This is a genomic window from Peribacillus sp. NJ11 (assembly GCF_030348405.1).
Classification (GTDB): domain Bacteria; phylum Bacillota; class Bacilli; order Bacillales; family DSM-1321; genus Peribacillus.
Window position 1 is genome coordinate 5247511 of sequence record NZ_JAUCFO010000001.1, and the last position, 13306, is coordinate 5260816.

The window sequence follows — 13306 nt, forward strand, 5'->3', positions numbered from 1 at the left end:
GAATCTATTAGACTACTTTATCCGAGTTACCCTTCAGCTGCTTCTTGGCAAAATACAGAGCATCTTCCTTCGATTTAAAAAAGTGCTGTTTTTCTATTTTATGATATAATCCGGTGCTGAGTAGCAATTCCTTTGGTTGCTTCTGGATTCCAGAAATGATTAATTTCCCCTTATATTTTCCGATACGATTAACAATCGCCAATAGTGCAGCCTCTGCTGAAGTGTCCATATATGTTACCCGGCGCATGCTTAATACCAACACCTTCGTCTTATTATCCACGTTCGCTAATATCGATGACTCCAGGACATCAATCGAACCAAAGAAGAGAGGACCTTCCAAGTTATATACATTGATCTTTGAATCAGAATTGTCAATAGGAACAATCTCAGTAATCTCATGACTTCTTTCCCTAACCTTTAACGTGTGGCTCATTTTTGCAATGAAGGTGATGAATGCAATCGATAAGCCAATCCCCACTCCCATGATTAAATCAGTGAAGACAGTGACGAGAAAGGTGACTAGCAAAACGGCAGAATCTGCAGTCTTCGTTCTCAATACATGGGCGAATTCCTTTCTTTCACTCATATTCCAGGCAACAAACATCAATATGGGTGCCATGCTAGCCAAAGGTATATGCGCTGCAAATGGAGAAAGGACAAGCAAGACCAATAAAACGACAATGCCGTGAATGACTCCTGACATCGGAGAGGCTGCCCCGCTTTTTATATTGGTAGCTGTCCTGGCAATAGCACCTGTTGCCGGTATCCCACCGAAGAATGGAGTCGCGATGTTCGCGATCCCTTGGGCAACCAATTCCTTATTACTATCATGCTTGGTCCCCCCCATGTTATCGGCCACGGTAGCGGATAACAATGACTCGACACCGCCCAACAAGGCAATCGTAAAAGCAACTGGAAGGAGTGTGATAATGATCTCCACTGAAAGCTCCGGCACTTGGAATTCCGGAAAACCTCTCGGAATCGCTCCATAAGTGGAACCAATCGTAGCCACCTTATCGGGAAATAAAAAGTAGGCAGACATTGTGGATATTAGCAGACCCAGAAGTGGAGCTGGCACTCGCGGCAAAAGTCTAGGTGCAAGCAGGATGACGATGAAACATATGACCGCAACAATCACACTATATATATTGATCTTGTCTGCATTAATCACCAGTTCTTTCATGTTATCTATAAAAAATTCATGTTTTTCCACATTCATACCAAAGAAGCTGGCAATCTGCCCAGAAAAGATTATTATCGCAATTCCTGTAGTAAATCCAATGATGACAGGACGGGGAATGAACTTCATCAAATTTCCTAACTTAAAAAGGCCCATCAAGACTAATATCATCCCCGCTAAAAACCCGGCAATTAGCAGACTTTCATATCCATATTGCATAACGATACCAAATAATAAAGGTACAAATGCTCCGGTCGGTCCTCCAATTTGATACTTGGAGCCACCCAAAATCGATATGAGGATTCCAGCGATGATGGTCGTATATAATCCGTATATCGGTTCGACGCCTGAAGCAATTGCAAAGGCCAAACCTAAAGGAATGGCCACAACACCTACAACCAATCCTGCCGTTACGTCCTTTTGAAAACCCTTCATGTTATATCCTTGGAATCTGGAATCTTTTATCATTCTTTTCAAACTCACATCCTTAGTCGTTTTTTAAGATTGGGATCTACCATTATCAGGAAAAAGATATTCTTTCATTTTAGAGGGAGTTACTCAATCGATATCAATATTAACTATTGTAGAGGATACTATTCTTTCAACGGGACTGATTGGTTCACTACAAACATACGGGGGACCTTTCAAAAATAAGAAATAATCGTCATATGTAATCTCCTTTGTTAAGTTATTTGACATGGTTCTTGGCCACGCTTCAACATTATACAGTAAAACGTAAAACTGTACATTGTTAGCATTGTAAACATTTGTTTACATTTTTTTGAATTTTTTTACATATACATTACAATCCGGGACCATACTTCCAGTCTAGTTAGTTTGATCCTGGAGATATAGACTACAAACCGGGAAGTTTGAACTTTCGACTAATTCCCCACTCATCTCAAGGTGTAGCCTTGAAACAAATATTGATCATAATTCCCGATACTACAGAATCGTTTTTTCCAAACTTATCTTTTATGGTCGATATAATTTCCCTATTATTCGTTCAATCATTTACTGGTCTATATATACAAAAAACCTCTTGATTAATATCAAGAGGTTTTCTTTCTATTTACAGCTCTTCTCCTCTCGTCTCGATAATATGCTTGTACCAATGAAACGACAGCTTCTTTTTTCGGTTTAATTGATCATGATGGTCCACGTAAATAAATCCGTATTGCTTTTTATACCCGTTTAACCAGCTTAATAGATCGATGACAGACCAAGCGTAATACCCTTTTAAGTGAATGCCTTCTTTGATTGCACGCTTAATCACTTTTAAATGTTCCTCAATATATTTAATACGAGGAACATCCACTATTTCACCATCAATAATCGGATCCTCATCACCAAGTCCGTTTTCCGTAACATACATTTTAATATCACCATAACGCCCTTTTAACATATGAAGCCCATCTAAAAATCCTTGAGGAGAGATTTCCCACCCCCATTTTGTATATGTTTTATCTTCCATTTTCACGGTCCGATAAAAGCCATCAAAAGATGGGTTCCCTGGAGCTAGAGTAGATGTTTCTCTTGAATGCTCCATGGATGAAACGGCTTCCTGATTTTTTTCCACTCGAATGGGCTGGTAATAATTAAGTCCAATAAAATCATTCTTTTCCGCATTTCTTTTTAACGTATCCAGTTCTTCTTCGGTCCAACTTGGCGTCCAGCCTTTCTCCTTTAATTGCTCAACCACATAAGCTGGATATTCACCTTTTAATATTGGGTCATAATACCAAAAAGTTTCATATTCATTGGCATGTCGGGCAGCTAATGCATTCTCATGCTTATCATCTATGCTGTAAGCTGGTAAGAAAACATGGGTAATCCCAATTTCACCGTAATGATTCAGTGCCTTGTATACTTCTACTGCTCTCGCATGTGCATAAAACACGTAATGTGTCGCTTGAAAGTATTTATTCTCATCATTTTGGATACCAGGCGGATGCGCACCTTTTAAATAGCCCAATCCGCAAAACATAACCGTTTCATTAAACGTAATCCAATGTTTGATGCGGTCTCCGAATGCCTTAAAACAAATTTCTGCATACTTGACGAATGCTTCAGCTGTTCGCTTATTCGTCCATCCTCCATCTTGTTCAAGCGTCAAAGGTAAATCCCAATGATACAGCGTAACAAAAGGAACTATCCCATATTTTAAGCATTCATTTATTACATTATTATAAAATTCCAAGCCTTTTTCATTTACTTCTCCGTCACCTGTGGGCAAAATACGTGCCCATGAAATGGAAAACCGATACGATTCAAGTCCCATCTCTGCCATTAATTTAATATCTTCTTTGTAACGATGATAATGGTCTATGGCTACATCTCCGGTTGTACCTTCATATGTTTTCCCCGGAATCTTTGAAAAAACATCCCAATTCGTTATTCCTTTACCATCTTCATCCCATGCTCCTTCTATTTGAAAAGAAGCAGAAGCTGCTCCGAATAAAAAATCGTGTGGAAACTTCATAATAAACCCTCCGTTTTTATACCAGCTTATTAAATTGATAATAATATATTTTATTCATTGGCACAAATATTAATGTGATTATAATTTTATTCAATATTTGACTATATAATCTTCGTAATAACATAACCATTAAAGGTAGTATTTACTGTATAGGAATGATTAAATCCAGTGTCAAAGAGAAACCTAAAATAAAAGATGTTAATTCTGTGAATCAATCTCTCTTTTTTAGTAAAAGATAAATAACTTACATCTCGTTTTTTAGTTTCATATGAATAAATACAAAACCCGTCCACCTTTGGAGGACGGGTTACACATATTCAAGATGGTGCTAATCACTCCACAACCGGGAGCCAACCTTTTATATGAATCAACTTTTCCCAAAGCGGATCTGGAATGACAAGTTCTTCCTGATCCTTTTTCGAAAGGGTCGTCCGTATTTCCCCTTCTTTTCCAGACCTGATTTTTTCAATCCAATGCGGTTCCATAAGAAGTTCACGGCCAAGTGCGATAAATGGGACACCCGTTTCCATAGCTTCTGCAACTTCATCGGGTGTATGCAGGGATCCTACACCGACAACTGGAATACGATTCCCTACTTTGTCGTAAATTTTAACGATGCGCGACTTTGTCCTATCACTCTCACGGAAAGATCCATTCCAGAAGTGACCTACCGATATATGTAGATAATCCAGGTTTTGATTTGCTAATCTATCCACAAACTGGATCGTATCATCTAAAGTGATTCCAGGATCGCTGCCTTCTTCAGGAGAAATTCGGTAGCCAATGATAAATGGCTTTTCCGCATGCTCAGCAACCGATTTTTCGACTTCATTCACAATGGTAAGCGGGAAAATCAATCGTTTTCCCAGTGTTCCTCCCCAGTTATCCGTACGACGGTTTGAGTGCGGCGAGAAGAATTGTTGAAGCAAATACGTATTGGCACCATGGATTTCCACACCATCAAATCCCGCTTCGATGGCCCTTCTTGTTGCTTCTCCAAATGCCTTAATTACGCCTTGAATTACATCTTCACTCATTTCCCGCGGTACCGGTGCTTTCTCGCTGGAAGCAATGGCACTTGCAGAAACAGGTTGGTTATCAGGCAATAATTCCGGCGGACTTTGCCGGCCTCCATGATATATTTGCAATATCGCTTTTGACCCGTTAGACTGTATCGTTTCCGCTAATTTTCTCAAAGATGGGATAAATGAATCATCATCAGCACTAAATTGACCTGGGAATCCCTTTCCTCCAGCAGATACATAGGCACATGCCGTGACCACCGCACCTACACCTGCCGAGCGTTCAGCGTAATAGGCCAGTTCATCATCGGTTACAAACCCTTGATCATCCGAGGAATAAGTGGTCATAGGTGCCATCATGATACGATTTTTCACTTCTACCCCTGATGGAAATTTATATGGTTGAAAGATCTTTTCGTATTTTTGATTCATGCCAATCCTCCCCCTTTAATCTTAATGGTGATGATGTCCGTGCGGCTCCTTGGAAGGGTTCGTGATTTCAAAGCCTTCTTCAGGTACATAAAAATATTTAATCCAGACACCATCCAGAAATTCCTCACGTGAATCAAGCAAAATATCGATATCTTTATCTGTTTTGACGATTTCATCATGCTCTGCAGGTGTATCTAGTTTCATCTCATAATGGGCATGATCGCCATGCATATGGGTGATATATACACGAATCATTTTCCCTTCGGCTTCTTCAGTGCTCAGCATTTTTTGTAAGACCTTTGCTGCATTACGATTAATTTTACAATTCATGTCCATTCCTCCAACAATAAAAATTTCCATGTACTGAATTCTACCCAATTAAGGGGCATCAGTAACATCCATTTATACCCTTCCTGCTTGGCCATGTCCAATTAGTGCTTATAATCCGTCTGAAGGAAAGACGACGCCGATTTGCTTTCTTGCTTCATCCATGATTTCCATAGTCAACAGTGAATTCGAATATGAATTTATATCCGATTCCTTTTTCCCCTGCTTTATCAATTCAACAAATTCTTTCGCTTCATAATACATCGTATGCATATCCTGTTTAGCCGAAATGTTTTCAGTGGTTCCATCCCGATACTGGATATCCACAGCTTGAGGTCCAGAAATTTTCTGAATGAGGATGCTTCCAAGCTCACCTTGAATTTCCGTTGGCAAATTGGATTCAGTAATCTTGGAAAACATGACGACTGCCTCCATTTCATCATAGGAAAGCAAGATCGTCCCCTGTCCATCAACTCCTGATTCAAGCATCGTTCCTGATGCCTGCACCTTATTTGGTTTACCGAAAAGTACAACAAGTGGATAGAGGACGTAAATTCCTAAATCCATTAAAGAACCACTGGAGAATTCAGGATTGAATGCATTCAGCACAGTGCCTTGTTTATACGCATCATAACGTGATGAATATTGACAAAAGCTTCCTGAAAAACGTCTTACCTTCCCGATTTTATCCAGATTCCCTTTTATACTTTCGAAATTCGGCATGATGGTTGATTTCATCGCTTCCATCAATAGCACTTCATTTTGTTTTGCAGCCTCAATCATTTCCTTTACTTCTGCCGCATTCGAGGCCATTGGCTTTTCACATAATACATGTTTTTTATTTTGTAAAAATAACACGGCTTGCCTGCAATGATGAGAGTTAGGGCTGGCTATATATACAGCGTCGATATCATCGCTGGCCGCCATTTCTTCTAAATTTGTAAATGTCGTATGTACATCGTACTTATTGGCAAACTCCTTGGCTTTCACTTCTGTACGTGAATACACTGCGGTTAACGATAAATCCTCTACATGCTTTGCAGCCTCCAAAAATCGCTCCGTGATCCAATTTGTACCTATTACCCCTAATCGTATCAACATCCTATCCCCTTTCAAGCTAATTTATCATGTCCTCAATATACAGACATTTCACTGAAAAACAAAGTAAAATGAACACTGTCAACGGTTTAAATTGGATTTTTCAGGCAATATTCGTTTATAATTTTTCTATATTACCACTGCCATGATGTTTCTACATACTCCCTAAACGGGAAAGAAAAACTTAAAAGGAGCGTGTGAAGTTTATGACAGATTTAATGAAAAACAAAGTTGCCATCATTACCGGTGGAGGATCGGGAATTGGCCGGGGTGCAGCACTGAAACTAGCTGAAAACGGTGCCAACATCATCTTTTTTGACCGTACAGTCGAAAATGCCGAAAAGGTGAAAGAAGAAGTGGAAAACCTGGGCCGAGAGGCTTTAATCATTAAAACGGATGTTTCCAAGGCTGAGCAAGTTGAACATGCCTACAAGGTCGCCTATGACCATTTTGGGAAAATTGATTTTGTATTCGCAAACGCAGGCATCAACGGAGTGATCGCCCCTATAGAAGATATTAAGCCAGAAGATTGGGATCAGACTCATACCATCAACCTCAAAGGCACCTTTCTCACCATTAAATACGCCATTCCCTATATGAAGGAAACGGGTGGCAGCATCGTTATTAACAGCTCCATCAATGGAAACCGATATTTCAAGAATTTTGGTTTTTCCGCCTATAGCTCATCCAAAGCTGGACAAGTCGCTTTTGGTAAAATGGCTGCACTTGAATTGGCAAAATATAAAATCAGGGTAAATACCATTTGTCCCGGCGCCATCGATACGAATATTCATGATAACACCTTCCCGGAAGATGAAAACCTAAAAAAAATCAGGATTCCCATTGAATATCCGGAAGGCTCTCAGCCCCTGGCGAAGAAAGCAGGGACTACCGAACAAGCTGGTGATCTCGTATTGTTCCTAGCATCAGACATGTCCTCCCATATTACGGGCACGGAAGTTTATATCGATGGAGCAGAATCACTATTATGATTCATACTTAAGCCCTCATACAAACCCATTAAAAGGAAAAAGCTGAAATCCCACTTCAGGATTTCAGCTTTTTCCTTTTTAAGCAACTCGCCTTAACCCGCGACGGGCAAGAATCAAATAAGCGAACATGGCGATGACATGACAACTTACCATCACAACTCCCATCGGCAAGGAGGACTCACCTGAGCCTAAGCCCACGAGCGGAGCCATTACTGATCCTAATATAAAAGGAAGCAGTCCAATTAAAGCCGAAGCACTGCCTGCTGTTTTTTTCTGATTTTGCATCGCTAAAGAAAAACTCGTTGTACCCACAATACCGACGCTGGAAACGGAGAGGAACAAAGCGACCAAGATTCCTGCCAACCCGATTTCGAGAAGGACTGAGGCAAGAAGGAATATTCCTCCAAACAAAGCAAGACATAGTCCTATCTGAAGCAGTTTTTCTTCTTTAACCTTCCCTGCCAGCTTTCCGGCAATTTGGGAAGCAATGATGATCCCAATTCCGTTTATTGCAAAAATCAGGCTGAATGTCTGTGGGGAAACCCCATAAATATTCTGGAGAACAAAAGGAGATCCGGAAATATAAGCGAACATGGCGGCACTAATGAACCCTTGTGAAAAAGCATAGCCCATGAACACTCGGTCCTTCAATAAATTCCCAAAAATCTTGATTGTATCGTTTATCCCACCGGCACTCCTGAGATTAGGAGATAAAGTTTCTTTTATCCCAAAAAATGCAGCCGCAACCATAAGGATACCTAATACTGAAATGACAATGAAAACTCCCCGCCAAGAAGTGAACTGCAAAAGCTGACCGCCAAAAACTGGAGCCAAAATCGGTGCCGCTCCATTTACCAGCATTAACATGGAGAAGAACTTGGTCAATTCCGTTCCTGAAAAAAGGTCACGAACTATGGCCCTTGAAATGACAATGCCTCCAGCTCCCGCAATACCCTGGATAAAACGTAATAATAAAAGCAATTCTATTGATGGAGCAAAAGCACATAACAGAGATGAAATGCAATAAATGGATAATGATATGATTAACGGTGTCCGTCTTCCCTTTGCATCACTTAGCGGCCCTAAATAAATTTGGCCTAAAGCTAATCCTAACAAGCAGGCAGTCAAACTCAGCTGGGCTAAAGACGTAATGCTTTTCAGATCCTCTGCCAGTGTCGGGAGACCCGGTAAATACATATCAAGTGACAGTGGTCCAATCGCAGCAAAAGACCCCAGCATAAGCGCCATCAACAGCCTTTTGGATTTGGTCATTTCGTTGCCTGATGATATCGTTTCCTTCATTTCAATCATTATTACCCCTATCCCTCTTTCAACTAATTGTTTTTCCTAAATAAAACCCGGATTTCTTTAGTTTACAAAAAATCCGAACAATTTACGATAAGTATGCTTCCCTTGAATTGGATTCTTCCTTTCACCGATAAATTAAGCACATGCTTCAAAACTCCGAAATCTCCTGAAAAGGACAAATCATATATCAGGAAATATATGTGAGGATGCTACGAACCAAAGGAAAACTATTAAAGGTCCAAACAATTCCCCACCTTCGGATGTAACTCCATTTGAGCATTATTTTCAGCTTCGGCTAAAAAAATCCAATGGACATTCCCCATAAAAAATAACCCCATTTTGGAGTAATTTCAGACTGTAGACAAACTCGAGGAAAAGCGAGTTTGACTACTATTTTTTTCTAAAAAAAACATTCCAGTTGATTGTAAAGGAAGGTACGGGACTCCTGCGGGAAAAGCGCGTCCAAGGCAGACCCCACAGGCGCGAAGAGCGACGAGGAGTCTCGGTATCCAGTTATTTGGCAGGAGGTGTTGCAAATTTCTTCAATCTAGTAGGAGTTTCATAAAACAGTAAAAAACCCTAAAGTATAAACTAGCCTAATAGGTGGTTTGGGATGAGACCATTCCAAACCACCTATTAGGGTCATTTTGATTTATTCAACAATACTAAATTACGGGGAGTATCACCAGATAACCCCTCCATCAAGTTTTGTACAGCAAGAGCTGCCATTTTCAATCTTGTGGCAATACTGGCACTCCCGATATGCGGCAATGTAACCACATTGGGCAATGTTAGCAGCGGGTGATCCACGGGAACGGGTTCTTCTTCAAATACATCCAATCCAGCCGCCCAAATCTCTCGGTTTTCCAGCGCCTGGTACAACGCCTTTTCATCGATAATCCCGCCTCTTGCGGTATTTATGAGCACAGCCGTCCCTTTCATTAATTCCAGCTGCTCCTTGCCAATCATGTAAGTGGTTTCCGGTGTGAGCGGCAGCATGACACAAACGAAGTCCGAGAGTTGGAGCAATTTTTCAAGGGGCTGATATTCGATTCCTAATTCTTTTTCCTGTTCATATTTACGGCTTCGATTAAAATAAACTATGTTCATATCAAATCCCTTAGCTCTTTTTGCAAGGGCTTCCCCAATCCTACCTAACCCGATGATACCAAGCGTTGCACCGTGTACATCTTGTCCGGTCAGCTGCATCGGCGACCATGTTTCCCACCTTCCACTCCTTAAATAATCTTCTGCCTCCATCATCCTTCTCGCCGTTGCAAGCAGTAAGCCGAAGGTTAAATCAGCTGTCGTTTCCGTTAAAACCCCCGGTGTGTTCGTTACCATGATGCCTCGTTTTGTTGCACTTTGAACATCAATATTATTATGGCCCACTGCCATATTCGCGATGATTTTCAGATTAGGCGCCTGTTCAATCAGTGACTCATCGATTTGTTCTGTCAATAAGCATAGCAGCCCCTCGACTTCTTTCATTTCTTCTTCAAGGACTTTCCTAGGGACCGGTATATCCTCTTGGTCCCACATCCTGACATCATAATTCCCACTAAGTCCATCGATGATTTGTTCCGGCAATTTCCTTGTAATATAAATTTTAGTCTTCAAACCATAACCTCCCATACCGTTTCATTTCATAGAACGCGTTACACATTCAGTGTTCATTTCATATTCACATACAACAATCCATTTCAAGAATATTGGCTAAATAATCATCTTGTTTATTCAATTTTAAAATAAATTAGATGAATAGACCATTCATTCCCAATTATTAAATTCTCGTTTGCCTGAAAGCTTCCGCTTGACAGTTTCAGTTCATTCAACTAATCATAGAATAATAACCCTTTAAATCTATTCGGTCATTAGTAATATCGCAATTTTCCAGATGAAGTTTATCTCGATTTAGGAGGATATGGGACGTTCATGAAAACGAATACAACATTTAAAATTTATCCAATTATAGCTCCAAGCGCTTTATCTTTAAAAAGTATAAACTTTTATTTAGTTAAACAGGATGAATCTTTAACATTAGTCGATGCAGGTATGAATGATGACGTCTGCTGGAATGCACTGCAGCAAACATTAAACGAAAATGGATTTACCGTTGGAGATATCACGGAAATTTTGTTAACCCATCACCATGGAGACCATGTTGGTTTGGTCAACCGGATTACCGAACTCCATCCGATTCCCGTTTATGCCCATTCTAAATCCATTCCCCGTTTAAAAAGGGATCCTGACTTCTTAAGTATGAGAATTAATTTTTATAAGCAGCTTTACCATGAGATGGGCTGTGGTGAACTTGGAGATAAACAAGTGGCTTACCTATTCAACGCAGTCGATAATAATAAAGATCAAAAATTGAATGGTGACATCATCGCGATCACGGAAAAACAATGGCTGAATTTTGAAGTGATCGAATTTCCCGGGCATGCCCCGGATCAAATTGCTTTCCTTGACCAAGAAGAGAAACGGCTTCTTGCCGGTGATTTATTGATTGAACATATATCGAGCAATGCCTTGATCGAACCTGATGAAAACGGTAATAGGATGCTGACTCTTGTAGATCATATCGATTCCTTAAAACGATGTTTAGCATTACAGGTGAATCTACTCTTTCCTGGTCATGGTAACATCATTGAACAACCTGGTCATCTGATTGAAAAAAGACTCAACAGCATAGAAAGAAAATCACAAAAAATCCTGGCCTTGATAGAATCTGGAATTTCTACAGGCAATGAACTGGCAAAGGAATTTTACAAACAAAAGTATATAGCAGAATTCCCGCTCGTCATGTCAGAAATCATCGGCCATTTGGATTATTTAGAATATCAGGGGAAGGTCACGAAACAACTCGTTGAAAATGTAGTTCATTATCAAGCTAAATGACATCAAAAAAGGCTGAAATTGATATTATCCCCACTAAGTGGAAAGTGTAAAAGGCTACGGAATAATCCGTAGATGATACACTCACACTTGTAGGGGACTTTACTATGTCTAGAAAAAATATGTAAATCACTTGAATCTGAAATACATAGGCCTATTTGGGTGTTTTAATTAATCGAACAGGAAAACGATTAGAAAATGAAGAATCTATTATCTGAATATTATTTATTTTCAGAATAGGAGAATGAATGTGAAAAGAAAATTTTTAAAGGTTTTAAGTTCAACAGTAGTAGCCGCAGCATTACTTGGCCCAAATGTCAGCTTAGCTGAAAGAGGACCGAATACGACAGGTGGAACGAATCTTTCTACCGAAGCATTCCTTAATTATGACGAACTTGTAAAAAAATTAAATCAACTTGAGCAAGCGAGTGCAGGGAAAGTCAATGTTGAAGTGGCTGGACAAACAAATCAGGGTCGTTCCATTCAAAAAGTGACTGTCGGTCATGGTGACAAAGTCGTTCTTATTCAAAGTGAAATTCATGGAAATGAAAAAACTGGAACTGTTGCGTTATTGAACATTCTTAACAACCTTGGTCAAAGTAACTCACCTGAGGTAAAGAAAATGCTTGATGAACTAACAATTGTTGCTATTCCAATGATGAACGTAGACGGCTCAGAGCTTGATCGTCGTGGAAATGAGATGACATGGTCTGAGGTTGTAGGGAAATTCCCCCATCTTTCTAATGTGAAACCTACTTGGAACTATTACACTACTCCCAGATCAGGAGACGACTATGCTAGCAAACCGGGATTTGATGTTAATCGTGACTTTAATCCTGACCTAAACTATGTACCAAAGCCTCAAGACTTCCCGGGGGCATCTGAAAAGCCGGGCTGGTTTATTACACCCGAAGCGCAGACGGTACGTGACACATATAAAGGGTTAAAATCGAAATTCGGGAAAGTGGATGTTTTTATCGATCTTCATCACCAAGGGTTCCCATATATCGAAGGAACTGATGAGCGTGTAACTATGTCAATATCAGGAAAATTCGTTCCTAACCCAAGCACTCCAGAAGGGGCTAAATATGCAGAGTATGCAGATAATTTTAAATATGATTTCTCCCGTCAGTTGACACTTACTGCGTATAACGCACTACAAGCAAAAGGGAATTCAGTTTTTACAAATATTTCATTATACGATCAATCTATTGACCTGCCAGGAACTGCTTTAGGGACGTTTGCTTTAAACGGAAGTGGGACGGTTCTATTTGAAGTTAGTGGTCAAACACAAAACTTTGGGCAAAAAGAGAAAGGCCAGCTCGTAAAAACGGTTGAAACGGGGCTAATGGGTATTATCAATGGTGTGACAGATGGATCGGTTCATAGTCTTAATCCATCAGACTATGAAAAAATTCCTGAAAGTTCATCTACACCCGGAATCTAGTCAATTTTGAAACTTAATTGTAAAGGGGGCTTGTCCGCCATCTGGAACCGGTTGAATATCGAAGCCAGATGGCAGCACAGCCTTTTTTAGTTGTCTACTTGACAGGGGTAAGTCCATATC

Annotated in this window: 10 protein-coding genes; 3 read left to right on the forward strand and 7 right to left on the reverse strand. The window is 40.1% G+C overall.

Annotation, left to right across the window (positions count from 1 at the left end; all coding sequences use genetic code 11):
- Nucleotides 1-7: 7 nt before the first annotated feature.
- From QUF86_RS25655 to QUF86_RS25675, 5 genes are all read right to left on the reverse strand, one after another.
- Entirely contained in the window at nucleotides 8-1648 is a 1641-nt protein-coding gene (locus tag QUF86_RS25655) for a SulP family inorganic anion transporter (protein ID WP_289336296.1), read from the reverse strand.
- A gap of 604 nt (nucleotides 1649-2252) precedes the next feature.
- A complete protein-coding gene (locus tag QUF86_RS25660) occupies nucleotides 2253-3662 on the reverse strand; it encodes a glycoside hydrolase family 1 protein (protein ID WP_289336069.1) in 1410 nt (469 codons plus the stop codon).
- Nucleotides 3663-3994: 332 nt separating this feature from the next.
- Nucleotides 3995-5116 carry an NADH-dependent flavin oxidoreductase gene (locus QUF86_RS25665; protein ID WP_289336070.1) on the reverse strand — a complete coding sequence of 374 codons (1122 nt, stop codon included), beginning with the start codon at nucleotides 5114-5116 and terminating at the stop codon, nucleotides 3995-3997.
- A gap of 21 nt (nucleotides 5117-5137) precedes the next feature.
- Complete coding sequence (locus tag QUF86_RS25670) at nucleotides 5138-5446, reverse strand: iron-sulfur cluster assembly accessory protein (RefSeq protein ID WP_289317413.1); 309 nt, start codon at nucleotides 5444-5446, stop codon at nucleotides 5138-5140.
- 108 nt (nucleotides 5447-5554) lie between these two features.
- A complete protein-coding gene (locus QUF86_RS25675) occupies nucleotides 5555-6541 on the reverse strand; it encodes a Gfo/Idh/MocA family protein (RefSeq protein ID WP_289336071.1) in 987 nt (328 codons plus the stop codon).
- 206 nt (nucleotides 6542-6747) lie between these two features.
- On the opposite strand from QUF86_RS25675, the gene QUF86_RS25680 reads away from it, so the two are divergent.
- Nucleotides 6748-7533 (forward strand): SDR family oxidoreductase, encoded by a 786-nt coding sequence (locus tag QUF86_RS25680; protein WP_289317414.1) that lies wholly within the window; start codon nucleotides 6748-6750, stop codon nucleotides 7531-7533.
- Between the two features lie 78 nt (nucleotides 7534-7611).
- Here QUF86_RS25680 and QUF86_RS25685 read toward each other — a convergent pair whose 3' ends face one another.
- Nucleotides 7612-8835: a multidrug effflux MFS transporter gene (locus QUF86_RS25685; RefSeq protein WP_289336297.1), complete on the reverse strand. Its 1224-nt coding sequence runs from the start codon at nucleotides 8833-8835 to the stop codon at nucleotides 7612-7614.
- Between the two features lie 648 nt (nucleotides 8836-9483).
- Nucleotides 9484-10461 carry a 2-hydroxyacid dehydrogenase gene (locus tag QUF86_RS25690; RefSeq protein WP_289317415.1) on the reverse strand — a complete coding sequence of 326 codons (978 nt, stop codon included), beginning with the start codon at nucleotides 10459-10461 and terminating at the stop codon, nucleotides 9484-9486.
- Between the two features lie 315 nt (nucleotides 10462-10776).
- Here QUF86_RS25690 and QUF86_RS25695 point away from each other — a divergent pair, with 315 nt between their 5' ends.
- Nucleotides 10777-11742, forward strand: a complete 966-nt coding sequence (locus QUF86_RS25695; protein WP_289336072.1) for an MBL fold metallo-hydrolase — start codon at nucleotides 10777-10779, stop codon at nucleotides 11740-11742.
- A gap of 247 nt (nucleotides 11743-11989) precedes the next feature.
- Entirely contained in the window at nucleotides 11990-13186 is a 1197-nt protein-coding gene (locus QUF86_RS25700) for a M14 family metallopeptidase (RefSeq protein WP_289317417.1), read from the forward strand.
- The last annotated feature ends 120 nt before the right edge of the window (nucleotides 13187-13306 follow it).